Below are 25,802 nucleotides of genomic sequence, written 5' to 3'. Positions count from 1 at the left end.
CCAAGGGTTTAGGATGCTGGCTTGCGGTCCGGCCGGGGTTCCGGACCTTGAGGGGAGTCCCAGATGGCAGTTACCGGTAGCGCTGCGCGATCCGCCGCGAAGAAGCCCGCTGTGCAGCAGAGGGCGGGCGTCGAACTGACGCCATTCGTGTGGGAGGGCACCGACAAGCGCGGCAAGAAAATGAAGGGCGAGCAGACGGCAAAAAATGCCAACCTGCTGCGAGCGGAGCTGCGCCGCCAGGGCATCACCCCCCAAGTAGTCAAGCCCAAGGCCAAACCACTGTTCGGCAGCGCCGGGAAGCGCATTACAGCCAAGGAAATCGCGGTCTTCAGCCGCCAGCTGGCCACCATGATCAAGTCCGGCGTGCCGATTGTGCAGGCGTTGGAGATCATCGCGAACGGCAACAAGAATCCCCGCATGAAGGCTATGGTCGATTCGCTGCGCCTGGACATCGAGGGCGGCTCGTCCATCTTCGAGGCCATGAGCAAGCACCCGGTTCAGTTCGACGAGCTGTATCGCAACCTGGTCAAGGCCGGCGAAGGCGCGGGCGTGCTGGAAACGGTGCTGGAGACGATCGCCACCTACAAGGAAAACATCGAATCCCTGAAGGGCAAGATCAAGAAGGCGCTGTTCTATCCGGCCACGGTCGTGGCGGTGGCCCTGATCGTCAGCTCCATCCTGCTCGTATTCGTGGTGCCGCAGTTCGAGGCGGTGTTCTCGAACTTTGGTGCGGACCTGCCCGCCTTTACCAAGCTGATCGTGGCCGCTTCCGACTTCATGGTGGCATGGTGGTGGCTGATCCTGCTGATAGTGGGCGGCAGCATCTTTGCCGCGATCTTCTTCTTCAAGCGCTCACCGGCCTTCCAGCATTTCTGCGACCGCGCGATCCTGAAGATCCCCGTGATCGGCCAGGTGATGCACAACTCGTCGATCGCGCGCTTCTCGCGCACGCTGGCGACCACCTTCAAGGCCGGTGTGCCACTGGTGGAAGCACTGGACATCGTGGCCGGCGCGACCGGAAACACCGTGTATGAGAAAGCGGTGCACAACATCAAGGACGACGTCGCCGTCGGCTACCAGCTCAACATGGCGATGAAGCAGGTCAACCTGTTCCCGCACATGGTCGTGCAGATGGCGGCCATCGGCGAGGAGGCCGGTGCGCTCGACACCATGCTGTTCAAGGTGGCCGAGTTCTACGAGGAAGAGGTCAACAACGCCGTGGACGCGCTGTCCAGCCTGCTGGAACCGATGATCATGATCTTCATCGGTGGCGTGGTCGGCAGCATGGTCATCGGCATGTACCTCCCGATCTTCAAGCTGGCCGCGGTGGTCTGACCCGGCAGTGGCCTTCCTCGACCAGAACCCAGAACTCGGCTATCCGCTGGTCGCAGGCCTCGGCCTGCTCGTCGGCAGCTTCCTCAACGTCGTCATCCTGCGCCTGCCCCGGCGCATGGAGTGGCAGTGGAAGCGCGACAGCCGCGAGATGCTCGGCGAGCCGGAGCTGTACGACCCGCCTCCACCCGGCATCGTGGTGGAGCGCTCGCACTGCCCGCACTGCGGCCACCAGCTGAGCTGGTACGAGAACATCCCGGTGCTGAGCTGGCTGGCGCTGGGCGGCAAGTGCCGCTCGTGCCGTGCGCCGATCTCGATCCAGTACCCGGCGGTCGAGCTGCTGACGATGCTGCTGCTGCTGGCCTGCGTCTGGCGCTTCGGCTTCGGCTGGCAGGGCTTCGGCGCGGGACTGCTCACCTGCTTCCTGATCGCGCTGTCGGGCATCGACTTCCGCACTCAACTGCTGCCGGATTCGCTCACCCTGCCGCTGATGTGGCTGGGATTGATCGCGGCGGTGGAGAACCTCTACATCGGGCCCAAGGCCGCGCTGCTGGGCGCGATCGCCGGCTACGTCAGCCTGTGGAGCGTGTGGTGGGTGTTCAAGCAGCTCACCGGCAAGGAAGGCATGGGCCACGGCGACTTCAAGCTGCTGGCCGCGCTGGGCGCCTGGTGCGGCCTGGCGGGCGTGCTGCCGATCATCCTGATCTCGTCGCTGGTGGGCGCGGTGATCGGCAGCGCCTGGCTGTTCGCCAAGGGCCGCGACAAGGCCACGCCGATCCCGTTCGGCCCCTATCTCGCGATCGCCGGCTGGATCGTGTTCATGTGGGGCGGTGACCTGATCGGGTGGTATCGGGGCATCGCGGGTTTCTGAGCCGGCGACTCCTGCAAAGGCTGGCAGCCATATCAGGACTCGGCCGGTACGTCGCCCTTGCGCGGCGGCTTGCCCTTGCCTGCCCGCGCCAGCACGAGTCTGGCCTGTCCGGCCTGCGCCCGTTTGCTGCGCGCGGCGAAATACCGTTCCGCCTCCGCCGTGGCGCCCACGCGCGCCGCAAGTGCCGTGGCGATGAACTGATTGATGCTCACCCCCGAGTCGCTGGCCTGCCGCGCCGCGGCTTCCTTGAGGTCAGCAGGGAGGCGCAACGGGAAATTGGCGATCGTGCTCATGTGCGGATCCTCCGTAGGCAGTGCACCGGGCGTTCGGCGGAAATGCCGAATCTTTCGCAGGCTTTTTGCATGTGGCGGGTGTTGAAGGTGGCCACGACATCGGCAAGGCCGTTGACCGCGGTTTCAACGACCAGCTCATCATCGCCGTCAGCCCCCGTTGGGCGCCAGCGGTAGTCGAATGCCACCGGCACGCACAGGCCGGCAAGTTCGTCCAGCACCAGGCGCACGTCACGTTCGTCGATGCCGGCGGCCAACAAGTGCCCGGGGCGGGTCAGCACGGCTTCGTACTCCAGCATCAACGGTACGGACAGCAGCAGCGCGCAATGCCGGTCCAACACGTCCAGCAGCAATTGGCGGGACGCGCCAGAATCACTCTGCAGGGCGGCGACTATCACGTCGGTGTCGATGACAAGCCTCAGCATTTCGATATCGTATATGACGTCACCAATGCGATCAAGACGGCGGGGTGTATGGCGCATTGGGCGCCGCGTGGTGCCTGCTGCCAAGGCCCGGGAAGCGGTGGCGCGTCGCGGCCGGCCGCCCGGAAGCGGCACGAAGAAATCGACCACCATCCGCTTCGACAAGGACGTTCTGGAGGCCTTCAGGGCCGGCGGTCACGGTGGCAGTTGCGGATGAATGCCGCCTACAGCCATGCACAGCGTGTTCCGATGCCTCTTCGAGTTGCACGCGGACACGATTGCGCTGCTCGTACCAGCAAAGTGTTTGCAGGGCGGGCCAGTGGCCTATTGTTGTAGTGACATCAATTCATCAGATCAGCTATGATCCAGCCAAGCGGCAATGCACGCTCGAATCGCGGGCTCTGGATTTTGAAGACGCGACGCTGGTGTTTGCAGGCAACACGTTCGAGGTCGAAGACACTCGCCGGGATTACGGCGAGACCCACGTCATCTGCTTTGGCCATCTCGCTGGCCGGTTGGTCGTCATCGGATACACGCAGCGGGGCGCGATCCGTCACGTTTTCAGCATGAGGAAAGCCAATGAACGCGAGCAGGCACGCATCGGACCGCGGCTTGAAGTCTGATCTCGGGCGGGTGGACGCACACCAGGTACAGCCTTCCGAGTACGACGAACTCCCCGAATTGACCGGCGACATGCTTGCGCGCGGCGTGGTGAAGCGCGCCGGTCGTCCGCTGGCGACCAACCCACGGCGGCAGGTCACGATCCGTCTGCCGGAATCGGTATTGGCGGCATGGAAGGCCTCCGGGCCCGGCTGGCAGACGCGCATGGCGGAGCTTCTGGGCGAACGGGCGCCATAGGACTCCATCAGCGGCTCCCCCAAGAGCGCCGCCAGGCGCACATGAGCCGGATCGGCGCAGGCGGCCTTGGGGCCACATCAGGTGTCCCTATGGCGGCTCCGCACATTTCCAGCCAGACTTTCGCGCATGGCCCGCTACACCGTTGCCCTGACCGGCGGCATCGCCTCCGGCAAGTCCGAGGTTGAACGCCGTTTCCGCGCCCTCGGGGTGCATGTGGCCGATGCCGACATCGCGGCGCGCGAGGTCGTGGCGCCCGGCACCCCGGGCCTGGCGGAGGTGGTGCAAGCCTTCGGCCCCGAAGCGCTCGGGCCGGACGGCGCCATGGATCGCGCGGCGATGCGGCGGCGGGTCTTCGCCGATGCCGACGCGCGTCGCCGGCTCGAAGCCATCATCCACCCCCGCGTGCGCGCCGCGCTGCGCGCCGCCTGCGAAGCCGCGCCGGGTCCCTACGCGATTGCTGCCATCCCGCTGTACGCAGAGGCCGGGGCGGACGCCTACGCCCCCTGGGTGGACCGCGTGCTGGTGGTGGACGTGCCGGTGGAGCTTCAGCTTGCGCGCCTGCTGAAGCGCGACGGCATCGACGAAGCGCTGGCCTGGAAGATGATCCGCGCCCAGGCCACGCGCGAACGGCGGCTGGCGGTGGCGGATGATGTGATCGAAAACGACGGGCCGCTGGAGGCGCTGGACGCGGAGGTGGCGCGGCTGCATGGGCGCTACCTGTACCTGGCGGAAGAGGCACAGGGCAGCCGGGCCACGTTCCGCTGATTGAATCGGAATCTCCTCACATCGGCCGCGAGCGTTCACGCACTGCAGCGGACGCCTCCGTTCGGACGACGGTGCCCGACGCGGCCGTGCGCCGCTATGTGCCGCGACCGCCCCACAGTGCGCGTATTCCCGCAACCCCCTGCGCGCCCTGGCGCCGGGCGTCATCCATGTCCTCCGGCCCCAGTCCTCCGATCGCATACACCGGCAGGCTCACCGACTCCCGCAGCGCTGCAAATGCCTCCCAACCGATGCCCGGCTCGCCCGGGTGCGTGGCGGTCGGCTTCACCGCCCCCAGCACCACGAAATCGCAGCCCAGCCGCGCCGCATGCTCGAGATCCGCGGCCGTGTGGCACGAGGCCGCCAGCAGCGCGCCTTCGGTCAGTGGCGGGCGCCCGTTGAGCGCGGCCAGCTGCGAGGCGCGCAGGTGCACGCCGGTTCCGAGTTCGCGGGCCAGGGGGATGTCGGCGTTGAGGAGCAGCGCGGCGCCGGCGCGGCGGCAGCGCTCGGCGGTGGCCGTGGCGAGTTCGTGGTAGAGCGTGGGCGCTATGCCCGGCACTCGGAACTGCAAGCGGGTGATGCCGGTGGCCAGGGTGGCGTCCAGGCCGGTAAGCCACGAGGCGGCGGTGGCTTCCGGGGCCGTGGCTGAAGGTGGGGCTGCGGGTGCGGGCTTGTCTTCGCGGGTGTGGTTGCGGGTGTGGTCGCGGCTGTAGCCGCTCCTACAGGGAGGGGGGGCCGCAAGAGTGGCGCGGGCGGAGGCGACAAGAGTGGCGGGGTTGTCGGGGGCGGGGACGGCAAGAGTGGCGGGAGTGGCCACGGGGGCGACGGCAGCGGCAGGGGTGGGGGTGGGGGTGATGGCGTAGCGGTCGGGCTGCAGCAGGGCCGCTACCACGGGGATGTCCGCGGGCGGCATGGCGTAGCTCGCCAGCTTGTGCGGCGGCACCCAGGCCAGGGCCTGGCCTTCGCGGCCGCGGGGAAGCCCTGTCCAGCGGCTGACGTGGCGCACGTCCAGGCGCAGGCGCTTGTCGGGATAGCGCTGTGGGACGGTGATGAGGTGGGCGCCGACCTGGGCGACGATGCCCAGCTCTTCATGCAGCTCGCGCACCAGCGCGGCCTCCGGCGTCTCGCCGGGCTCGCGCTTGCCGCCAGGGAATTCCCACAGGCCGGCGAGGTCGCGGCCCTCGGTGCGTCGCGCCAGCAGGATCCGGCCGCGGGCGTCGGTGATGACGGCGGCGACGACGTCGACCACCTTCATCGCCCTGGGTCAGCCGAGCTGCCCATGGCAGTGCTTGTACTTCTTCCCGCTGCCGCAGGGGCAGGGATCGTTGCGACCGACCTTGGGCATGCCGTCGTCGCCGGAGGCGTCGCCGTACTGGTAGTCGGGCGTGGCGGCTTCCTCGTCGGCGCTGTAGCCGCCGCTGTCGGCGTGCTGGAACTGCATGCGGCGGGCCTGGGCCTCGGCCTGGGCACGCTCCTGGGCCTCCAGCGCGGCGACTTCCTCCTCGGTGCGCACGCGCACGCGGGCGAGCATCGTCACCACTTCGCGCTTGACCTTGTCGAGCATCTCGGAGAACAGCTCGAAGGCTTCCTTCTTGTATTCCTGCTTCGGCTGCTTCTGGGCGTAGCCGCGCAGGTGGATGCCCTGGCGCAGGTAGTCCATGCGCGCGAGGTGCTGCTTCCAGTTGTCGTCGAGCACGCTGAGCATGATGTGCTTCTCGAGCATGCGCATGGTCTCGGCGCCGATCGAGGCCTCCTTCGCGGCCACGCTCTCCTCCACCACCTGCTGCACGTGCGCGAGGATGCCGTCGGCGTCGATCTCGGCCTGCGCGGCGACCCAGCCCGCCAGGTCAACCTGCATGCCCAGCTCGGACTCGAGCGTCGCCTGCAGGCCGGCGATGTCCCACTGGTCGTCGACCGAATCCGGCGGCACGAAGCGCTCGACCAGGTCGCCGACCACGTCGGTGCGGATGCCGGCGATGTTGTCGCGGATGTCATCGGCCTCGAGCAGCTCGTTGCGCTGGCCGTAGATGACCTTGCGCTGGTCGTTGTTGACGTCGTCGAAGTCGAGCAGGTTCTTGCGGATGTCGAAGTTGTGGGCCTCGACCTTGCGCTGGGCGTTGGCGATCTGCTTGCTGACCAGAGGCGACTCGATGATGTCGTCCTCCTTCAGGCCCATGCGCGCCATGACCTTCTGCACCCAGTCGGCGGCGAAGATGCGCATCAGGTTGTCTTCCAGCGACAGGTAGAAGCGGCTGGAGCCCGGGTCGCCCTGGCGGCCCGAGCGGCCGCGCAGCTGGTTGTCGATGCGGCGCGATTCGTGGCGTTCGGTGCCGACGATGTGCAGGCCGCCGGCGGCCTTGACCAGGTCGTGGCGCTCCTGCCAGGCGGCCTTCAGGCGCGCACGGGTGGCCTCGTCGACCTCGCCCTGCTCGGCCTCGAGCGCGGCGATCTCGGCTTCCAGCGAGCCGCCGAGCACGATGTCGGTGCCGCGGCCGGCCATGTTGGTGGCGATGGTGACCGCGCCCGGACGCCCGGCCTGGGCGACGATGGTCGCCTCGCGCTCGTGCTGCTTGGCGTTGAGCACCTCGTGGTGGATGCCGGCCTCGGTCAGCTGCTGGCCGAGCATCTCCGACACCTCGATCGAGGTCGTGCCCACCAGCACCGGCTGGTTGCGCGCGTGCGCTTCCTTCAGCTCGTTGACCACGGCGCGGTACTTGCCGGCGCGGTTGAGGAACACGGCGTCGGGATGGTCGACGCGGATCATCGGGCGGTGGGTCGGGATCACCACCACTTCGAGGTTGTAGATGCTGTTGAACTCGAAGGCTTCCGTGTCCGCGGTGCCGGTCATGCCCGACAGCTTGTTGTACATGCGGAACAGGTTCTGGAAGGTGATGCTGGCCAGCGTCTGGTTCTCGCGCTGCACCGGCACGCCTTCCTTGGCCTCTATCGCCTGGTGCAGGCCGTCGGACCAGCGGCGGCCCTGCAGGGTGCGGCCGGTGAATTCGTCGACGATGATCACTTCGCCGTCGCGCACGATGTAGTCGACGTCACGCTGGTAGATCGCGTGCGCGCGCAAGGCGGCGTTGAGGTGGTGCACGACGTGGATGTTGTGCGGGTCGTACAGGCCGTCGTCCTCGCCGAGGATGCCGGCGCGGCGCAGCAGGTTCTCGGCCAGCTCCTGGCCGGCCTCGGACAGGTGCACCTGCTTGCCCTTCTCGTCCACCCAGTAGTCGCCTTCGGACTGCTCGTCGGCCTGGCGGGTGAACTCGGGAACGATGCGGTTGACCTTGATGTAGAGGTCGGGGGTCTCGTCGGCGGGGCCGGAGATGATCAGCGGCGTGCGCGCCTCGTCGATCAGGATCGAGTCGACCTCGTCGATGATCGCGTAGTGCAGGCCGCGCTGGTAACGCTGCTCCTTCGACAGCGCCATGTTGTCGCGCAGGTAGTCGAAGCCGAACTCGTTGTTGGTGCCGTAGGTGATGTCGGCGCCGTAGGCGGCGTGCTTGTCGCCATGCGGCATGCCGGGGTAGACCACGCCCACGCTCAGGCCCAGCCAGTTGTACAGCCTGCCCATCTGCGCGGCATCGCGGCGGGCGAGGTAGTCGTTCACCGTGACCACGTGCACGCCCTTGCCTTCCAGGGCGTTGAGGTACACCGCCAGGGTGGCGACCAGGGTCTTGCCCTCGCCGGTGCGCATCTCGGCGATCTTGCCGGTGTGCAGCACCATGCCGCCGACCAGCTGCACGTCGTAGTGGCGCATGCCGAGCACGCGCACCGAGGCCTCGCGGCAGACGGCGAAGGCTTCCGGCAGGATCTTGTCGAGCGCTTCGCCGCTGGCGATGCGCTGCTTGAACGCGGCGGTCTTGCCCTGCAGCTCGGCGTCGGAGAGCGCCTGCATCTCCGGCTCGAGCGCGTTGATCTTCGCGACGACCTTGTTGAACTGACCGACGATGCGTTCGTTGCGGCTGCCGAAGACGCTGGTGAGCAGGCGATTGAGCATTGGGTGACCGGTTGGAGGAGTGGATGGCCCCGGGCAATGGCTTGCCCGGAAACGGGAAAAGGGCGCATGGCGCCCTTTCCTGCTGGCCGCGGCATTGTAGCGTGGGGGTCCCGGGACCGCCTATCAAGCCCTTTGCAGCCGCGATCGCACGCCCCGGGCCCCTTCTGATCGCACGCCCGGGCCCCTTCTGATCGCACGCCCGGCCCCTTTCCGATCGCACGCACCGGCCCCTTCTGTAGGAGCGGCTACAGCCGCGACCGGATATCTCGATACACGGGAATGCTGGTCGCGGCTATAGCCGCTCCTACAGGGGGAGGTCGGTGCGGGTCAGTGCTGCTCGCCGAGGAACTTGCGCGGGTTCATCACCCGCCCGTTCTCCCAGACCTCGAAGTGGACGTGCGCGCCGGTGCTGCGGCCGGTGCTGCCGGCCTTGGCGATCTCGCCGCCCACGCGCACCAGGTCGCCCACCTGCACGGTGTTGCGCGAGTTGTGCGCGTAGCGGGTGACGTAGCCGTTGCCGTGGTCGATCTCGACCACGTTGCCGTAGCCCGAGCGCACGCCGGAAAAGCTGACCACGCCGTCGGCCACCGCCAGCACCGGGTCGCCGGTGCGGGCGTCGAAGTCGATGCCCTTGTGCCAGGCGGCGCCGCCACCGAAGGGATCGGCGCGGCGGCCGAAGCCGGAGGTGACGTAGCTCGACGCCACCGGCGAGCGCGACGGCACCGCGTTGCGATCGAGCTCGCGGTTGAACAGCAGCGCCTCCAGCACCGACAGCTGGCCGCCGGCGGCGGCGAAGTCGGCGTCGATGCCGGTGATGCCCTCGCGCAGCTCGCCGGCGGGCATGTCGCGCACGGGGCCGAGGCCGCCGACGCCGACCGGACGGTTGAAGTCGAACTCGCCGTCGCCGAGCTGGGCCACGCGGGTCAGGCGGTCGCCAAGCGCGTTGAGACGGGTGGCCTCGGCCTGCAGTTCGCCCAGGCGCGCGGCCAGGGCGTTGACCTCGCGCTGGGCGGCGCGGCGGGTGTCCTCGAGCTGGGCCTCCTGGCTGGTCAGCTCCGCGCGCAGCGCGTTGACCTCGCCCGCCTGGATGGCGGCCCCGAGGGCGGCCCCGACGATGAGCGTTGCCGCGACCACTGCCAGCGGCTGCCTGCCGCAGAGCGCGCCGATGCGCCTGCCGCCGCGGCGGACGTAGTGCAGGATCCAGGCCTGCGAATGAAGAAGCGTACGTTGTAAAGTCATATCACCATGTCTGCCGGCAGAGCCTAGTGGCTTCCCCCAAAGGTCCGCGCGTCGCACTCGACGCGCTGGCGGCCGATCCAGCCGGCCACTCCCCGATCAGGCGCGCCATGTGGCTCGACGCGCTCGACCGCGCCCTGCGTCCATCCCTTCCGGTTTCACTTGCCGCGCACGCGCGGCTTGCGAATGTGGATGGCGCGAGGCTGGTGTACCTGGTGGATTCGCCACTGTGGAACGCCAGCCTCAGGCTTGCCGCTCCAGCGCTCCTGGACGCCGCCCGTTCGAAAGGGCTGGATGTCCGGGAGCTCAGGGTCAGGACGACCACCCAGCCGCTGTTCCCGCCTGCGCGGGTCGAAACGGCCATACGTCCGCTGTCGGCGTCCGCACCGGAGGGGCTGCGGGATGCCTTGGCGTCCCTGCGCATCCCGAAGGATGACAGCAGCGACGGGTCCTGAATTCGACGACCCGCCTCCGGGCCGAGGGGGCATCCTAACGGCCATGGCCGCCCGAAACGTTAACCGGGGCGGTCGTTTTTGCGGGTTTTTCGTTAATTTTTCATCAAATCGTGCGCTTCACGGCAAGAACGCGTGAAGGCGGGACAGGCGCTGGACAGGTCCGTGAGGGCGGCGGGCGCCGCCGCCGCGGCTCAGGCGGCGGGCTGGAGGGTGCCGTAGGTGACCGGGCTGGGGACGGCTTCGGGGAAGGTCACCTCTTCCCAGGCGTCCTCTTCGGCCAGCAGCGCGCGCACCAGCTTGTTGTTGAGCGCGTGGCCGGACTTGTAGCCCTCGAAGGCACCGATGATCGGACGGCCGGCGAGGTACAGGTCGCCCACCGCGTCGAGGATCTTGTGGCGGACGAACTCGTCGGCGTAGCGCAGGCCGTCCTCGTTCAGCACCCGGAAGTCGTCGAGCACGATGGCGTTGTCCATCGAGCCGCCGAGGCCGAGGTTGCGGTCGCGCATGTACTCCAGGTCGCGCATGAAGCCGAAGGTGCGGGCGCGGCTGACCTCGCGGATGTAGTTCTCGGTGGAGAACTCGACTTCCGCGCGCGAGCGCGTGGTCGGGATCGCGGGGTGGTTGAAGTCGATGGTGAAACCCAGCCGGAAGCCGTCGAAGGGCTCGAAGCGGGCGATCTTGTCGCCGTCGCGCACCTCGACCGGACGGGTCACGCGGATGAAGCGCTTGGGCGCGTCCTGCTCGACGATGCCGGCCGACTGCAGCAGGAACACGAACGGGCCCGAAGAGCCGTCCATGATCGGCACCTCGGGCGCCGACAGCTCGACCATGATGTTGTCGATGCCCAGGCCGGCCAGCGCCGACATCAGGTGTTCGACGGTCTGCACGTTGGCGCCGTCCGTGGACAGGCCGGTGCAGAGGGTGGTTTCGGTGACCAGGGTGGCCTCGGCCGGGATCTCGACCGGCGGCTCGACGTCGATGCGGCGGAACACGATGCCCGTGTCCGGCGGGGCCGGCCGCAGGGTCATGTAGACCTTTTCGCCGCTGTGCAGCCCCACGCCGGTGGCGCGGGTGACGTTCTTGATGGTGCGCTGCTGGGCCATTCGCGGGGGCTCTGGGGTCCGGTACGGCCGCGCGCGGCGACCGTCAAATGAAAGCGGTTCGCAATTTAGCACGCGGCAGGCTGAACCTGAACGGAGTTGGCGGCGCCTGCGGGAATCGTCCTTCGGACGCAGCGTGCCGCCGGGTCGTCGCGGCTATCGCGGCGATCGGCGCCTCCGATGCTTTCCTGTGTCTCCGATGCCTTCGTCACTGCAGGAGCGGCTACAGCCGCGACCAGTGGTGCGGCCTGATGCTTGGTGCCGGTCGCGGCTATGGCCGCTCCTGCAAAGGCGGTGACCGGTAGGGCTGCGGGACCCCGCGCGTACGCGGGGTCCCTTCGGCTCAGTCGGCCTGGCGGCGCAGGAACGCCGGAATGTCCAGGTAGCCGGAGTCGTTGCCGCCGAAGTCGGCGACGGCGGGGGTGGCGGGGGTGGCGGGGGCTGCAGCCGGCTCGGCGGAGGCGCGGCGCAGGCCGAAGCCGCCGGTCGCGGCCACCGGCTGCACCTCGTCCTCGATCAGCATGCCGGTGGTGCCGTCGCGGCGGCCGCCGGTGTTGATCAGCTGCACGTGCGGGCGGCGCTGCGGCTCCTGGTAGCTGGACTCGCCGCGGCCGTGGCCGGTGCTGCGGCCGCGGTTGGCGTTGAGGCCGGTGGCGACCACGGTCACGCGCACGTCGTCCTGCATGTCCGGGTCGAGCACGGTGCCGATGACGATCGTCGCGTCCTCGCTGGCGAAGTTCTCCACGGTGCGGCCGACCTCGTCGAACTCGCTCATGGTGAAGTCGGGGCCGGCGGTGATGTTGACCAGGATGCCGTTGGCGCCGGCCAGGTTGACGTCGTCGAGCAGCGGGTTCTGGATCGCGGACTCGGCGGCGGCCTGCGCGCGGTCGTCGCCGCGGGCGGTGCCGGTGCCCATCATCGCCAGGCCCATCTCGCCCATCACGGTGCGCACGTCGGCGAAGTCGACGTTGATCAGGCCCGGGCGGACGATCAGGTCGGCGATGCCCTGCACGGCGCCCAGCAGCACGTCGTTGGCGGCACGGAAGGCCTGCACCATGGTGGCGTTGCGGCCAAGCACGGTGATCAGCTTCTCGTTGGGGATGGTGATCAGCGAGTCGCAGCTGGCGGCCAGTTCCTCGATGCCCTTCAGCGCCACCTGCATGCGGCGGCGGCCCTCGAACGGGAACGGCTTGGTGACCACGGCGACGGTCAGGATGCCCATCTCCTTGGCCAGCTGCGCCACCACCGGAGCCGCGCCGGTGCCGGTACCGCCGCCCATGCCGGCGGTGATGAACACCATGTCCGCGCCCTGCAGCGCTTCCATGATCTGGTCGCGGTCCTCGAGCGCGGCCTGGCGGCCCACTTCCGGATTCGCGCCCGCGCCCAGGCCCTTGGTGACGCTGGTGCCGAGCTGCAGCTGCAGCTTGGAGCCGCAGTTCTTGATCGCCTGCGCGTCGGTGTTGGCGGTGATGAATTCCACGCCGTCCACGCTGCTGTTGACCATGTGGTTGACGGCGTTGCCACCGCCGCCACCCACGCCGATGACCTTGATGACGGCGTTGGGGGCCATCTTTTCAACCAGTTCGAAGTGCGCCATGTCCGTAGTCCTCTTGATGTCGTTATGTGTTGCTGGTGTTTTCTTGTTGTTGGGGGTGGAGCGGTGCCGCGATGGATCGTTTTCGTCGTCGCCTGGTGTCGCGGGGCGGTCGCAGCTGTAGCTGCTCCCACAGGGGTGGCTGGAAGCCCGGGGCCTGCATGTCAGAACTCTCCCTGGAACCAGGTCTTGAGCTTCTTGAGCACGCTGCCCGCGCGGCCGGTGGGGAGCACCGGGCGGCGCGGGTGCTCGATCTGGCTGCCCATCAGCAGCAGGCCGACGCCGGTGGCGTGCACCGGGTTGTTGACCACTTCGCCCAGGCCGGTGACGTGCTGCGGGATGCCCACGCGCACCGGCATCTGCAGCATTTCCTCGGCCAGTTCCACCACGCCTTCCATCTTCGCGGCGCCGCCGGTCAGCACCATGCCGGCGCGCACGTGCTGCTCGAAGCCCGAGCGGCGCAGTTCGGCCTGCACCATCTCGAAGATCTCCTCGTAGCGGGCCTGCACGGCCTGCGCCAGCGACTGGCGCGGCAGGCGCCGCGGCGGACGGTCGCCCACCGACGGCACCTGGATCGACTCCTCGCTGGTGGCCAGCTGCGCCAGCGCGCAGGCGTAGCGCACCTTGATCTGCTCGGCTTCCGGCGTGGGCGTGCGCAGCATGTGCGCGATGTCCTCGGTGACCTTGTCGCCGGCGATCGGCAGGCTTGAGGTGTGGCAGATCGCGCCCTGAACGAACACGGCGAGATCGGTCGTGCCGGCGCCGATGTCGACCATCACCACGCCCAGTTCGCGCTCGTCGCTGGTCAGCACCGCGGTGCTGGAGGCCAGCGAGGACAGCACCAGGTCGTCGATCTGCAGGTCGCAGCGCTGCACGCACTTCGAGATGTTGGCCGCGGCCGACTGCGCGCAGACCACCAGGTGCGCGTGCACCTCCAGGCGCACGCCGGTCATGCCGACGGGATTGCGGATGCCTTCCTGCGAGTCGTCGAGCACGTACTCGCGCGGGATCGCATGCAGGATCTTCTGGTCCGCCGGGATGGCGACGGCCTTGGCGGCGTCGAGCACGCGGTCGAGGTCGCTCCAGGTGACCTCGCCGTCGCGGATCGGCACGATGCCGGGCGAGTTCTTGCACTGCACGTGGCTGCCCGAGATCGAGGCGTAGACCGAGCGGATGTCGCAGCCGGCCATCAGCTCCGCCTCCTCGATCGCGCGCTGGATCGACTGCACCGTGGATTCGATGTCCACGACCACGCCGCGCTTGAGCCCGCGCGATTCGTGGCTGCCGATGCCGATCACCTCGATCGGGTTGCCCGGCGAGTACTCGCCCACCAGGGCCACCACCTTGGAGGTGCCGATATCGAGGCCGACGATCAGGGCCTTGTCGCCTTTGCGGTTCATGCAGTGCTTTCCTCGGCCCAGGTCAGGGCGAAGCCATTCGTGTATCGGAGGTCGGCACGCGACAGCGGCAGCTGCTTCTGCTGCAGCAGCTGCGGCAGCAGCCGGGCGAAGCGCGCCATGCGGATGCGGGCCTGGTGGCTGCCGATGACCACCTCGGTGCCGTTGGAGAGGACCATCGCCCAGCTGCCGCGGTTGTCGAGCAGCAGCGCGCGCACGCCGTAGCCGGCCGGGGCGAACAGGCTGCTGGCCTCCTGGTAGAGCTCGACCACGTCCTCGACGCGGCCGTCGGGACCATGCAGCAGCGGCAGCCCCTGGGGCACGTCGACGTCGCCGGCCGGGAACACGCGACCCTGCTGCGACAGCAGGCGCTCGTCGCCCCAGCGCGCATACGGACGGTGCTCGCTGACGCGCACTTCGAGCACGTCCGGCCAGCGCTTGGAGACCTCGGCCTGCTCGACCCAGGGCAGGCGCGCGACGGCCGCGCGGGCCTCGTCCAGGCGCACGGCGAAGAAGCCCTGCCGCGCGTAGGGCAGCACGGCCTCGCGCACCACGTCGGGATCGACCTGCTGCAGGTTGTCGTTGATGCGCAGCGTGCGCAGCGGCCAGCGCTCGGCGCCGATCCAGCCTTGGACCACGGCCACCACCGGCAGCGCCACCAGCGCCACCGCGAGTGCCCAGGCGAGGATGCGGGCCAGCGCGTTCACAGCGTCTGCTCCAGCACGCGCCAGCACAGCCCGGCGTAGTCGCATCCCAGCTGCGCCGCGGCCTTGGGTACCAGCGAGTGGCTGGTCATGCCCGGCGCGGTGTTCACCTCGATCAGCTGCAGGCCGCGCTCGCGGTCGCGCATCACGTCCACCCGGCCCCAGCCGCTGCAGGCGGCGGCGCGGAAGGCGCGCAGGGCCAGGTCGCGGATCGCCGCCTCGTCCTCACCGTCCAGGCCCGGGCACAGGTACTGCGTGTCCTCGGCGACGTACTTGGCGTGGTAGTCGTACCACTCGCCCGCGGGCACGATGCGGATCGACGGCAGCGCGATGTCGCCGAGGATGCCGACGGTCAGTTCGTCGCCGCGCACCATCTGCTCCATGAGCAGCTCGCCGTCGTAGCGCGAGGCGAACTCGATGGCCGGCGCGAGGTCGGCCTCCGACAGCACGCGGAACACGCCGACGCTGGAGCCTTCGGACGACGGCTTCACGAACACCGGGTAGCCCAGGCGCGCGGCCGCGGCACGGAGGTCGGCGCCCTTCGCCAGGCGCTCGTAGCGCGGCGTGGGCAGGCCTTCGGACAGCCACACCTGCTTGGTGCGGATCTTGTCCATGGTCAGCGCGCTGCCGAGCACGCCCGAGCCGGTGTACGGCACGCCCAGCGCGTCGAGCAGGCCCTGCACGGTGCCGTTCTCGCCGGCGCCGCCGTGGAGGATGTTGAAGACGCGGTCGAAGCGCCCGGCCTGCAGCGCGGCCAGCAGCGCCGGCACGCCGTCGACGGGCTGTGCGTCGACGCCGCGCGAGCGCAGCGCCTCGAGCACGCCCGCGCCGGAGTCCAGCGACACCTCGCGCTCGCTGGTGTCGCCGCCCAACAGCACGGCCACGCGGCCGAAGGCGGCGGGGTCGGTCACGCGCGGCGGTGGAAGCGACATGCTCATGCGCCCTCTCCTGCAGCCGGGAAGCCCTCGGTGGCCAGGCTCTGCGAGACGTGGCCGATGTCGCCGGCGCCCATCACCAGCAGCAGGTCGCCGTCCTCGAGGATGTCGGGCAGCAACTCGCGCAGATCGCCGGGGCCGTTCACGACCACGGGGTCGATGCGGCCGCGGGCGCGGATCGCACGCGCCAGCGCGCGCGCATCGGCGTTGGGCAGCGGCTGTTCGCCGGCCGGATAGACCTCGGTCAGCACCAGCGCGTCGACGTCGGACAGCACCCCGGCGAAGTCGTCGAGCAGGTCGCGGGTGCGGCTGTAGCGGTGCGGCTGGAAGGCGACAACCAGACGCCTGTCGGGCCAGCCGCCGCGCGCGGCGGCGAACACCGCGGCCAGTTCGCGCGGATGGTGGCCGTAGTCGTCGACCAGCTGCACGGTGGCGCCGCGCGCGGTGGTGAGCTCGGCGAGGCGGTTGAAGCGGCGCCCGACGCCCTCGAACTTCGCCAGCGCGGCGCGGATGGCGGCGGGCTTGACGCCCAGCTCCCAGGCCACGGCGGCGGCGGCGAGCGCGTTCTGCACGTTGTGGCGGCCCGGCATCGCCAGCTCCATCGGCGTGGCGGAGGCGTCGGGAAGCACGAGGTCGAAGTGCATGGTCGGGCCGTCCTGGCGCACGTTCTCGGCGCGCACGTCGGCGTCGGCATGGAAGCCGTAGGTCATGACATGGCGCGACACCGCACCGGCCAGCGCCGCGACCTCGGGATCGTCGATGCACAGCACCGCCAGGCCGTAGAACGGCAGCCGGTGCAGGAATTCGGAGAAGGCCTGCTGCACGCGCGCGAAGTCGCCGCCGTAGTTCTCCAGGTGGTCGACGTCGATGTTGGTGACGATGGCCACCAGCGGGTTCAGGCGCAGGAAGCTGCCGTCGCTCTCGTCGGCCTCGGCCACCAGCCAGTCGCCGCCGCCCAGGCGCGCGTTGGCGCCGGCGGCCAGCAGCTTGCCGCCGATGACGAAGGTCGGATCGAGGCCGCCCTCGGCCAGCACGCTTGCCAGCAGCGAGGTGGTGGTGGTCTTGCCGTGCGTGCCGGCAACGGCCACGCCGCGGCGGAAGCGCATCAGCTCGGCCAGCATCTCGGCGCGCGGCACCACCGGGATGCGCTGCGCGCGCGCCTCCATCAGCTCGGGGTTGTCGGGCCGGATCGCGCTCGACACCACCACGCAGTCGGTACCCAGCACGTTCGCGGCGGCGTGGCCACGGTGCACGGTGGCGCCGAGGGCGGCAAGTCGGCGCGTGACCGCACTGTCGGCCATGTCCGAGCCCGACACCTGGTAGCCCAGCGTGCACAGCACTTCGGCGATGCCGCTCATGCCGGTGCCGCCGATGCCGATGAAGTGCACGCGCGAGTGCCGCCGCGCGAAGTCGGCCATCGGCACGCCGTGGGTGTCGTGGAGGCGACGGATCATGCCTGTGCTCCGGGGCTGAGCCTGGGTTCGATGCGCTGGCGCAGGCGGCTGGTGCCGCGCGCGGCCAGCGACGGCACGGGCTGGGTGGTGGACGGCATCGGGGCCGGGGTCACGGGGGGCGCGCCGCCCTCGCCGCGCAGGCGCGCGACCTGGCGCTGGGTGCGGTCGAGCTCGTAGGACACGCGCAGCAGCAGGCCGACGGCCGCGCAGGTCATCATCACGCTGGAGCCGCCCGACGACACCAGCGGCAGGGTCAGGCCCTTGGTCGGCAGCACGCCCAGGTTCACGCCGATCGAGACCAGCGCCTGCATGCCCAGCCACAGCCCGATGCCGAAGGCGATGTAGCCGGCGAAGTGGCGGCGCATGTCCACGCAGCGCAGGCCGACCAGGAAGACGCGGCCCACCAGCAGTGCATACAGGCCGATCACCAGGCAGACGCCGACGAAGCCCAGCTCCTCGGCGATCACCGCGAAGATGAAGTCGGTGTGCGCTTCCGGCAGGTAGTTGAGCTTCTGGATCGAGGCGCCCAGGCCCACGCCCCAGAACTCGCCGCGGCCCACCGCCATCAGCGCGTTGGCGAGCTGGTAGCCGCTGTTGAAGGGATCGGCGAAGGGGTCCATGAACGAGGTCAGGCGCCGCATGCGGTAAGGCTCGGCGATGGCGACCACGACCAGCAGCGGCAGCAGCACGAATGCCGGCGCGGCCATGCGCTTGATGTGCCCGCCGCCGAGCAGGAGCATGCCGGCGGTGATCGCCAGCAGCAGCGCCAGCGAGCCGAAGTCCGGCTGGAAAGCCAGCATCGCCATCAGCACCACGGCCACGCCCAAGGGCTTGAGCATTGCCCCCCAGGTGGCGTTGACCTCGTCGCGGAAGCGCACCAGGTAGCTGGCCAGCCAGACGATGTACATCACCTTGACCGCCTCGACCGCCTGGAACTTGGAGACGCCGAGGTTGATCCAGCGCTGTGCGCCGTTGACGCTGCTGCCCAGGCCGGGGATGAACACCGCCAGCAGCGCAAGGAAGCAGCCCAGCAGCAGCAGCCGGTCGTAGCGTTCGACGGTCTTGAGCTCCAGGCGCATGGCCATGAACGCGAGCACGCCACCCAGGCCCATGAACACCACGTGGCGGACCAGGAAATAGTGCTGGCCCACGCCCAGCTCCTCGCCGATGGCGATCGAGCTGGAGCCGACCATGACGATGCCGAGCGCGGCCAGCGCCAGCGCGGCGCCGAGCATCCACGGGTCGTAGTGGCCGCCGATGGACTCGAGGCGGACGGCCTGGCGGCTGCGGTCGTGGGTCCTGTCCATCAGCGCACCTTCAACGTGGCCAGCCCGACCAGCACGAGGATCACGGAGATGATCCAGAAGCGCACGATCACGCGCGGCTCCGGCCAGCCTTTTAGCTCGAAGTGGTGGTGGATGGGCGCCATGCGGAACACGCGCTTGCCGGTGAGCTTGAAGCTGGCCACCTGGATCATCACCGACAGCGTCTCGATGACGAAGATGCCGCCCATCACCACCAGCACGAGTTCCTGGCGCACGATCACGGCGATGGTGCCGAGCACCGCGCCCAGCGCCAGCGCGCCGATGTCGCCCATGAACACCATCGCCGGATAGGTGTTGAACCACAGGAAGCCCAGGCCCGCGCCCGCGATTGCGGCGCAGATGATCACCAGCTCGCCGGCCCCGGGCACGCGCGGGATCTGCAGGTATTCGGCGAACTGCGCGTGGCCCGAGGCATAGGCGAACACGCCCAGCGCGCAGGCCACCAGCACCGTGGGCATGATCGCCAGGCCGTCGAGGCCGTCGGTCAGGTTCACCGCATTGGAGAAGCCGACGATCCAGAAGTAGGCGATCGCCACGAACGAAACGCCCGCCAGCGGCAGCGCCACCGCCTTGAAGAACGGGATGTAGAAGGTGGTCGCCACCGGCGTGTCGGCGCTGAACCACAGGAACAGGCCGACCGCGAGCCCGAACAGCGACTGCAGCGCGTACTTGGTGCGCGAGCGCATGCCGTTGGGGTCGCGCTTGACGATCTTGATCCAGTCGTCCCACCAGCCGATGGCGCCGAAGGCCACCATCACCGCCAGCACCACCCACACATACTTGTTGCGCAGGTCGCCCCACAGCAGCACCGCGGCCAGCACCGTGATCAGGATCAGGCCGCCGCCCATGGTCGGCGTGCCGGCCTTGGAGAAGTGCGTCTGCGGGCCGTCCTGGCGGATCGGCTGGCCGCCCTTGTACTGGGCGAGCTTGCGGATCACCGCCGGGCCCCACCACAGCGACAGCGCCAGCGAGGTCAGGGCCGCGAGGATGCCGCGGAAGGTCAGGTAGCCGAACAGGCCGAACAGGCCTTCGAGCTGCTGCAGCCAGCGGGTGAGTTCAAGCAGCATCGGTGTCGACTCCTTCAAGAAGCGCGCGGACCACGCGATCCATCGCGCTGCCGCGCGAACCCTTCACCAGCACCGTGGGCACCGGCGCGACCGCCTCTGCGCCCGATCGACCTGCCCCTGCGGCCGGACGATCTGCCTCCGTGGCCGGTCCACCTGCCCCTGCGGCCGGACGAACTGCCCCTGTAGGAGCGGCTACAGCCGCGACCGGGGCATCGTCGGCAGCCGGCATCCGCGGCACGGCGATCGCGGCTATAGCCGCTCCCACAGCAGCGGCCAGCGCTTCGTGCGACGCGAACACTTCGCCGCCTTCGCCAAAGGCCTCCGCCGCCTTCGCCGCCAGCGCGCCCAGCGCGAACAGCCGCGCCACGCCAGCCTCGCGCGCGCGGCGGCCGGCGGCCGCGTGCAGCGCTTGTGCTTCGTCGCCCAGCTCGCGCATGTCGCCCAGCACCAGCCAGCCACCGCCGCTGGCCGTGGCCAGGGTGTCGATGGCCGCGGCCAGCGAGCCCGGATTGGCGTTGTAGCTGTCGTCCACCAGCCACGCGCCCGGCAGGCGGTGGCGCACCAGGCGGCCCTGCACCGGCCGCGCCAGAGTGAGCCCCTCGGCGATCGCAGCCAGCGGCGCGTCGCAGGCCAGAGCCAGTGCCGCCGCCGCCATGGCATTGGCGACGTTGTGCCGTCCGGGCAGCGCCAGCGACACGGCGGCCTCGCCTGCCGGCGTCTCCAGCACGAAGTCGCTGCCATCCTCGCGCAGCACGAGGTCGCGCACGCGCACGTCGGCGCGCGGCCCGAAGCCGAAGCGGAGGATCCGGCGGCCGTGCGCGCGCTCGGCGAAGAACGAGGCGAACGCGTCGTCGGCATTGACCACCGCGGTGCCGTCGGCCGGCAGCGCGTCGTAGATCGCGCCCTTGACGCCGGCGACATTGGCGATGGTTCCCATGCGCTCGAGATGCGCCGGCGCGATGTTGTTGACCAGCGCCACGCGCGGCGAGGCGATGCCCGCGAGATAGGCGATGTCGCCCGGCTTGCCGGCGCCCATCTCGTACACCGCGAAGCGCGCCGCGTCGTCGGCATCGATGATCGCCAGAGGCAGGCCGATCTCGTTGTTGCGGTTGCCGGGGCTGGCGACCACGGAGGCGAACCGGCGGAGGATCGAGAGCGTGAGCTCCTTGACGCTGGTCTTGCCGTTGCTGCCGGTGATGGCGACCACCGACTGCGCCACGCGCGCGGCCTGCAGCGTCCGCGCGAGCGAACCCAGCGCTTCGACGGTATCGCCGACCACGACCTGGGGCAGCGGTGCGTCGACCACGCGCGACACCAGCGCCGCCGCTGCGCCACTGGCGGCGGCCGCGGCGACGTGCGCGTGGCCGTCGAAATTCTCGCCGGCGATCGCGACGAACAGCGGCGCGCCCACCGGGGCCAGCGTGCGGCTGTCACTCACGACCGCGTCGACCACGACGTCGTCGCCGTGCAGGCGGCCGTTGCAGGCCTGTGCGATCCGCGAGAGCGCGATCGGCTTCATGCCCGGCCTCCGAGGGCGCGCTGCGCCACGTCGCGGTCGTCGAAGGGATGGCGCACGCCGTCGATCTCCTGGTAGGGCTCGTGGCCCTTGCCGGCGACCAGCACGATGTCGCCGGGGCCGGCGGCGCCAATGGCGCGCGTGATGGCCGCGGCGCGGTCGCGCTCGACCGTGACCCGGGACGCATCGCTGAAGCCCGCCATGATGTCGGCGACGATGGCGTTGCCGTCCTCGGCGCGCGGGTTGTCGTCGGTCACCACCACGGCGTCGGCGCCCTGCTCGGCCGCAGCAGCCATCTCGGGGCGCTTGCCGCGGTCGCGCTCGCCGCCGCAGCCGAACACGCAGGTGATGCGGCCGGCCGCGTGCGCGCGCACGCTCGCCAGCGCCTGCACCAGGGCGTCAGGGGTGTGCGAGTAGTCGACCACCACCAGCGGCAGGCCATCGTGGCCGCCGAGGCGGTTCATGCGGCCGGCGATCGGCTCCAGCCTGGCCAGCGCGCGCGCGATGCCGGCGGCATCGACGCCCTGCGCGTGCAGCACGCCGGCCACCGCCAGCAGGTTCTCGACGTTGAAGCCGCCCAGCAGCGGCGAGCGCACGGGCAGTGTGTCCGCGCCCACGCGCAGGTCGAAGGCGATGCCGGCCGCGTCGAGCATGACGCCGGACGCGGCGACCTCGGCGTCGGCGTCGCCGCGCGCGCTGGTGCCGATGCGGCGCAGCCCGGCCGGCAGGCGCGCGAACAGCGCACGGCCGAAGCCGTCGTCGATGTTGACCACCGCGGCCTCCAGGCCCGGCACCGCGAACAGGCGCTCCTTGGCGGCGCCGTAGGTCGCCATGTCGCCGTGGTAGTCGAGGTGGTCGCGGGTGAGGTTGGTGAACACGCCGACCTGGAAATGCACCGCGTCCACGCGGCCCTGGTCGAGCGCATGCGAACTGGTCTCCATCGCCACCGCCTGCGCGCCGGCGTCGCGCAGCTGCGCGAGCAGCTCATGCACCTGCAGCACCAGCGGCGTGGTGAAGCCGGTCGGGCGCACGTCGCCGTGGAGGCCCGCGCCCAGCGTGCCGATGGTGGCGGCGCGGCGGCCGAGCAGCTCCCAGGCCTGCGCCAGCAGCTGCACGGTGGAGGTCTTGCCGTTGGTGCCGGTCACCGCGACCGTCGCCATCGCGGCCGAGGGCCGGCCGTGGAAGGCGTCGGCCATCGCGCCCATGCGCGCACGCAGCCCGGGCACGGCGATCGCGCCGGCGGGCGGCGCGGGCACGCCTGCCGGCACCGGCGGCTCGTACATCACGGCCGCGGCGCCGTCGGCCAGCGCCTGCGCGGCGAAGTGAAGCCCGTGCGTGCCGAAGCCGCCGATGGCGACAAAACCGTCGCCCGCGCGCACCTGGCGGCTGTCGAGCACCAGGCCCGACACCTCGAGCGCGTCCGGCACGCCGGCCACGTCGGGCAGCAGTTCGCGCAGGCGCATGCGGCGGCTCACGGTCGGCCTCCGGTCGTCGCGGCGGTCGACGCCGTGCTTGCGGCGGCCTGGCGCGGCGCAGTGCGCGCGCGCTCCTTTTCCTGCTGCTTCGCCTGCTCGGCCAGCCAGGTCTCGATGTCGTCCGGCGGCACGTCCATCAGGCGCAGCGCGCCGTCCATGGTCTTCTGGAACACCGGGCCGGCCACGGCGCCGCCGTAGATGCCCTTGGCCGGATCCGGGTCGTCGATCACCACCACCATCGAGAAGCGCGGGTGCTCCACCGGCACCACGCCGGCGAAGAACGAGACGTAGCGGCGCGAGTAGCCACCTCCGGACGCCTTGCGCGCGGTGCCGGTCTTGCCGGCCACGTGGTAGCCCGGGATCGCGGCCTGGATCGCGGTGCCGCCGGGCTCAGTGACCGTCTGCATCATCTTCAGCACGGTGTCGGCCACGCCGGCGTCCATCACCTGCTCGGGCTCCTCGTGCTGGCCCTTGACCAGGGTCGGGCGCACCGCGCGGCCGTGGTTGGCCAGCGTGGCGTAGGCGCGCGCGATCTGCAGCGGCGTGACCGACAGTCCATAGCCATAGCTCATGGTCTGCTTGCTGGTGCCGCTCCAGTTGGCCGCCGGCGGCAGCAGGCCCGAGGCTTCGCCGGGGAAGCCGCTGCCGGTGCTGCGGCCGAAGCCCAGGCTGGCGAGGTAGTCGTGGAAGTAGGCGTTGTCGAGCTTCTCGACGATCCGCGAGGTGCCGATGTTCGAGCTCTTGGTGATCACGCCCGTGGTGTCGAGCACGCCGAGGTTGCGGTGGTCGGTGGTGCGGTAGCGGCCGTTGGGGATCCAGCCCGGGTTGGTGTCGAAGATGGTGTGCGGCGTGATCACGCCCGCCGAAAGGCCCGCGGCCACGGTGATGGGCTTGATCGTCGAGCCCGGCTCGATCAGGTCGGTGACCGAACGGTTGCGGCGCGCATCGCGGTGCTCGCCGGTGACCGCGTTCGGGTTGTAGGTGGGCAGGTTGGCCATGGCGAGGATCTCGCCGGTGGCGATGTCCATCACCACGGCCGAGCCCGCGCTGGCGCCGGTGCGCTCGAGCGTGGCGCGCAGTTCGCGGTGCGCGAGGTACTGCACGCGGCGGTCGATGCTGAGCGTCAGGTCCTTGCCCGGCTGCGCGGCGCGCACCAGGTCGACGTTCTCGACGATGCGGCCGCGGCGGTCGCGGATCACCTTCTGCGCGCCGGGCGTGCCGCGCAGCCATTCGTCGAAGGCGAGCTCCACGCCCTCCTGGCCGGCGTCGTCGATGTTGGTGAAGCCGAGCACGTGCGCCAGTGCCTCGCCCTGCGGATAGAAGCGGCGGAACTCGCGCTGCGAGAACACGCCGGGCACCTTGTGCGCCAGGATCGCCTCGGCCTCGCTGGGATTGATGCGGCGCTTGAGGTAGACGAATTCCTTGTCCGCGCGCTGCGCCAGCCGGCGCTCGAGATGGTCGAGCGGCACGCCCAGGGCTTCGGCCAGCTCCGGCAGACGGTCGGGATGCTTGAGCAGCTCCTGCGGATTGCCCCAGACGCTGTCCACCGGCGACGACACCGCCAGCGGCTCGCCGTTGCGGTCGGTGATCATGCCGCGCGAGGTCGGGATCGGGATCTCGCGCAGGAAGCGCGAATCGGCCTTCTGCTGGTAGTAGGCGTTGTCGACCAGCTGCAGGTCGACCGCGCGCGCCACCAGGATGACGCCGCAGGCGCCGAGCACGCCGACGATCAGCTTCAGCCGCCCGCGCAGGTCGAACTGCGCGCGGCCGCGGGGCCTGACGGTGCCGTTGCGGTCGCGACGGAACTTCATGGCTGCACCACCACGATTTCGCCGGCCTCGGGGAACTTCATGCCCAGGCGCGCGCGCGCGACCTGGTCGACGCGGTGGGCCTCGGCCCAGGTGGCCTGCTCCAGCTGCAGGCGGCCGAAGTCGATGTTGAGCTCGTCGCGCTCGTCCACCAGCCGGGTCAGCTCGACGAACAGCTGGCGGTGCTGGTGGCGCGCCTGCACCACGCCGATGCCGGAAATGACGTTGGCGGCCAGCAGCACGATGACGAGGAAACGGGTCATGCCGCGGCCTCCAGCTTCTCGGCCACGCGCAGCACCGCGCTGCGCGCGCGCGGATTGGCGGCCAGCTCGTCGGCATCGGCACGGACGGCGCCACCGACTTCCCGCAGGCTCGGCACGAAGGGCGCGGCCTCGGGCAGGCGGCGGTTGCCGGCCGGCGGTTTCGCGCGCGCGGCGATGAAGCGCTTGGCGATGCGGTCCTCCAGCGAGTGGAAGCTGATCACCGCCAGCCGGCCGCCCGGGCGCAGCGCATCGTGCGCGGCCGCAAGCCCGGTCTCCAGGTCGGCGAGCTCCTGGTTGACATGGATGCGGATGGCCTGGAACGAGCGGGTGGCCGGATGGATCTCGTGGCGGCCCGCCTTGGGGCGCGGCATCACCGAGGCGATCAGCTCGGCGAGCTGGCCGGTGCGCAGCAGCGGCGTCGCGGCGCGGCGCTCGACGATGGCGCGCGCGATGCGGCGGCTCATGCGCTCCTCGCCGTAGGTCCACAGCACGTCCGCGATCTCGTCGGCGGAGGAGCGCGCCAGCCACTCGGCCGCGCTCTCGCCGGAGTCGGGGTCCATGCGCATGTCCAGCGGGCCGTCCTTGCCGAAGCTGAAGCCGCGCTCTGCGACGTCGAGCTGGGGCGAGGACACGCCGAGGTCGAACAGCACGCCGTCGAGCCCGGACGCGGCGGCGTCCCAACGGCCAAGTGCGGCGAAGCTGCCGCGGAAGATCGAGACGCGCGGGTCCGCGCCGAACTCGCGTTCGGCGACCGCGATGGCGTCGGGATCCTTGTCCATCACCAGCAGCCGGCCTCCACTCCCCAGCGTCTGCAGCACGCCGCGCGCGTGGCCGCCGCGGCCGAAGGTGCCATCCAGGTACGTCCCGTCCTCACGCACGCGCAGCCCTTCCATGACCTGCTTGAACAAGACCGGAAGGTGCGCGGAGCGGGCATCCGC

The 25,802-nt window shown here is 70.1% G+C and carries 24 protein-coding genes and 2 pseudogenes; 7 read left to right on the top strand and 19 right to left on the bottom strand.

The genetic code is table 11. The annotated features are described in order from the left end of the window. The first annotated feature begins 63 nt into the window (after positions 1-63). Together IE168_RS12390 and IE168_RS12385 are read left to right on the top strand one after the other, a co-directional pair. Positions 64-1,335 carry a type II secretion system F family protein gene (locus IE168_RS12390; RefSeq protein ID WP_189498681.1) on the top strand — a complete coding sequence of 424 codons (1,272 nt, stop codon included), beginning with the start codon at positions 64-66 and terminating at the stop codon, positions 1,333-1,335. Positions 1,336-1,342: 7 nt separating this feature from the next. Beyond that, positions 1,343-2,203, top strand: a complete 861-nt coding sequence (locus tag IE168_RS12385; protein ID WP_189498679.1) for a prepilin peptidase — start codon at positions 1,343-1,345, stop codon at positions 2,201-2,203. 32 nt (positions 2,204-2,235) lie between these two features. Here IE168_RS12385 and IE168_RS12380 read toward each other — a convergent pair whose 3' ends face one another. Together IE168_RS12380 and IE168_RS12375 are read right to left on the bottom strand one after the other, a co-directional pair. Beyond that, the gene (locus IE168_RS12380; protein WP_189498678.1) at positions 2,236-2,496 is read right to left on the bottom strand and encodes a toxin-antitoxin system HicB family antitoxin; all 261 of its coding nucleotides are present in this window, start codon (positions 2,494-2,496) and stop codon (positions 2,236-2,238) included. Beyond that, positions 2,493-2,918, bottom strand: coding sequence for a PIN domain-containing protein (locus IE168_RS12375; RefSeq protein WP_425490160.1), 426 nt, complete (start codon positions 2,916-2,918; stop codon positions 2,493-2,495). Before IE168_RS12375 ends, IE168_RS12380 begins: the two co-directional genes overlap by 4 nt. Here IE168_RS12375 and IE168_RS14860 point away from each other — a divergent pair. The 4 genes from IE168_RS14860 (at position 2,902) to coaE (ending at position 4,538) form a co-directional block, all read left to right on the top strand. Then, positions 2,902-3,132, top strand: coding sequence for a BrnA antitoxin family protein (locus tag IE168_RS14860; RefSeq protein ID WP_189498676.1), 231 nt, complete (start codon positions 2,902-2,904; stop codon positions 3,130-3,132). The genes IE168_RS12375 and IE168_RS14860 overlap by 17 nt on opposite strands. A gap of 118 nt (positions 3,133-3,250) precedes the next feature. After that, positions 3,251-3,538: a BrnT family toxin gene (locus IE168_RS12365; RefSeq protein WP_229823504.1), complete on the top strand. Its 288-nt coding sequence runs from the start codon at positions 3,251-3,253 to the stop codon at positions 3,536-3,538. Then, positions 3,528-3,773 carry a BrnA antitoxin family protein gene (locus tag IE168_RS12360; RefSeq protein ID WP_229823502.1) on the top strand — a complete coding sequence of 82 codons (246 nt, stop codon included), beginning with the start codon at positions 3,528-3,530 and terminating at the stop codon, positions 3,771-3,773. Before IE168_RS12365 ends, IE168_RS12360 begins: the two co-directional genes overlap by 11 nt. Positions 3,774-3,899: 126 nt before the next feature. Continuing rightward, a complete protein-coding gene (gene coaE / locus IE168_RS12355) occupies positions 3,900-4,538 on the top strand; it encodes a dephospho-CoA kinase (RefSeq protein WP_189498672.1) in 639 nt (212 codons plus the stop codon). A 94-nt stretch (positions 4,539-4,632) separates the two neighbouring features. Here coaE and IE168_RS14760 read toward each other — a convergent pair. From IE168_RS14760 to IE168_RS12335, 4 genes and pseudogenes are all read right to left on the bottom strand, one after another. Next, positions 4,633-5,148: pseudogene (locus IE168_RS14760) on the bottom strand (thiamine phosphate synthase); the annotation flags it as partial. A 228-nt stretch (positions 5,149-5,376) separates the two neighbouring features. Next, a pseudogene (mutT, locus tag IE168_RS14755) lies at positions 5,377-5,790 on the bottom strand (8-oxo-dGTP diphosphatase MutT); the annotation flags it as partial. 9 nt (positions 5,791-5,799) lie between these two features. Continuing rightward, on the bottom strand, positions 5,800-8,535 hold the full coding sequence (gene secA / locus IE168_RS12340; RefSeq protein ID WP_189498670.1) for a preprotein translocase subunit SecA: 2,736 nt from the start codon (positions 8,533-8,535) through the stop codon (positions 5,800-5,802). Between the two features lie 327 nt (positions 8,536-8,862). Continuing rightward, positions 8,863-9,774: a M23 family metallopeptidase gene (locus IE168_RS12335; protein ID WP_189498668.1), complete on the bottom strand. Its 912-nt coding sequence runs from the start codon at positions 9,772-9,774 to the stop codon at positions 8,863-8,865. Between the two features lie 26 nt (positions 9,775-9,800). On the opposite strand from IE168_RS12335, the gene IE168_RS12330 reads away from it, so the two are divergent. Continuing rightward, positions 9,801-10,226 carry a DciA family protein gene (locus IE168_RS12330; protein ID WP_229823497.1) on the top strand — a complete coding sequence of 142 codons (426 nt, stop codon included), beginning with the start codon at positions 9,801-9,803 and terminating at the stop codon, positions 10,224-10,226. A 191-nt stretch (positions 10,227-10,417) separates the two neighbouring features. Here IE168_RS12330 and lpxC read toward each other — a convergent pair whose 3' ends face one another. The 13 genes from lpxC to rsmH all read right to left on the bottom strand — a co-directional run bounded on the left by lpxC (position 10,418) and on the right by rsmH (position 25,757). Then, positions 10,418-11,329, bottom strand: coding sequence for a UDP-3-O-acyl-N-acetylglucosamine deacetylase (gene lpxC / locus IE168_RS12325; RefSeq protein ID WP_189498663.1), 912 nt, complete (start codon positions 11,327-11,329; stop codon positions 10,418-10,420). Between the two features lie 340 nt (positions 11,330-11,669). Beyond that, a complete protein-coding gene (gene ftsZ, locus IE168_RS12320) occupies positions 11,670-12,923 on the bottom strand; it encodes a cell division protein FtsZ (RefSeq protein WP_189498661.1) in 1,254 nt (417 codons plus the stop codon). 161 nt (positions 12,924-13,084) lie between these two features. Then, positions 13,085-14,320, bottom strand: coding sequence for a cell division protein FtsA (ftsA, locus tag IE168_RS12315; protein WP_189498659.1), 1,236 nt, complete (start codon positions 14,318-14,320; stop codon positions 13,085-13,087). Further along, positions 14,317-15,024, bottom strand: a complete 708-nt coding sequence (locus IE168_RS12310; RefSeq protein WP_189498657.1) for a cell division protein FtsQ/DivIB — start codon at positions 15,022-15,024, stop codon at positions 14,317-14,319. Before IE168_RS12310 ends, ftsA begins: the two co-directional genes overlap by 4 nt. Further along, complete coding sequence (locus tag IE168_RS12305) at positions 15,021-15,959, bottom strand: D-alanine--D-alanine ligase (protein ID WP_189498655.1); 939 nt, start codon at positions 15,957-15,959, stop codon at positions 15,021-15,023. The genes IE168_RS12310 and IE168_RS12305 overlap by 4 nt, the downstream gene beginning before the upstream one ends. After that, positions 15,956-17,410 (bottom strand): UDP-N-acetylmuramate--L-alanine ligase, encoded by a 1,455-nt coding sequence (gene murC / locus IE168_RS12300; RefSeq protein ID WP_189498654.1) that lies wholly within the window; start codon positions 17,408-17,410, stop codon positions 15,956-15,958. Before murC ends, IE168_RS12305 begins: the two co-directional genes overlap by 4 nt. Beyond that, positions 17,407-18,717 (bottom strand): putative lipid II flippase FtsW, encoded by a 1,311-nt coding sequence (gene ftsW, locus IE168_RS12295; protein ID WP_189498651.1) that lies wholly within the window; start codon positions 18,715-18,717, stop codon positions 17,407-17,409. The genes murC and ftsW overlap by 4 nt, the downstream gene beginning before the upstream one ends. After that, positions 18,717-19,802: a phospho-N-acetylmuramoyl-pentapeptide-transferase gene (gene mraY / locus IE168_RS12290; protein WP_189498649.1), complete on the bottom strand. Its 1,086-nt coding sequence runs from the start codon at positions 19,800-19,802 to the stop codon at positions 18,717-18,719. Before mraY ends, ftsW begins: the two co-directional genes overlap by 1 nt. Beyond that, positions 19,792-21,321: a UDP-N-acetylmuramoyl-tripeptide--D-alanyl-D-alanine ligase gene (locus tag IE168_RS12285; RefSeq protein WP_189498647.1), complete on the bottom strand. Its 1,530-nt coding sequence runs from the start codon at positions 21,319-21,321 to the stop codon at positions 19,792-19,794. Before IE168_RS12285 ends, mraY begins: the two co-directional genes overlap by 11 nt. Continuing rightward, on the bottom strand, positions 21,318-22,793 hold the full coding sequence (locus IE168_RS12280; RefSeq protein WP_189498645.1) for a UDP-N-acetylmuramoyl-L-alanyl-D-glutamate--2,6-diaminopimelate ligase: 1,476 nt from the start codon (positions 22,791-22,793) through the stop codon (positions 21,318-21,320). Before IE168_RS12280 ends, IE168_RS12285 begins: the two co-directional genes overlap by 4 nt. Continuing rightward, positions 22,790-24,604 (bottom strand): peptidoglycan D,D-transpeptidase FtsI family protein, encoded by a 1,815-nt coding sequence (locus tag IE168_RS12275; RefSeq protein WP_189498643.1) that lies wholly within the window; start codon positions 24,602-24,604, stop codon positions 22,790-22,792. Before IE168_RS12275 ends, IE168_RS12280 begins: the two co-directional genes overlap by 4 nt. Then, positions 24,601-24,864 (bottom strand): cell division protein FtsL, encoded by a 264-nt coding sequence (gene ftsL, locus IE168_RS12270; RefSeq protein ID WP_189498641.1) that lies wholly within the window; start codon positions 24,862-24,864, stop codon positions 24,601-24,603. The genes IE168_RS12275 and ftsL overlap by 4 nt, the downstream gene beginning before the upstream one ends. Then, positions 24,861-25,757, bottom strand: a complete 897-nt coding sequence (gene rsmH, locus IE168_RS12265; RefSeq protein ID WP_189498720.1) for a 16S rRNA (cytosine(1402)-N(4))-methyltransferase RsmH — start codon at positions 25,755-25,757, stop codon at positions 24,861-24,863. The genes ftsL and rsmH overlap by 4 nt, the downstream gene beginning before the upstream one ends. Positions 25,758-25,802 lie beyond the last annotated feature (45 nt).

The organism is Luteimonas padinae (assembly GCF_014652935.1).
Lineage (GTDB): Bacteria > Pseudomonadota > Gammaproteobacteria > Xanthomonadales > Xanthomonadaceae > Luteimonas > Luteimonas padinae.
The sequence above is the reverse complement of the archived record's forward strand: the minus strand, read 5'-3'. Positions and strand labels throughout refer to the sequence as shown.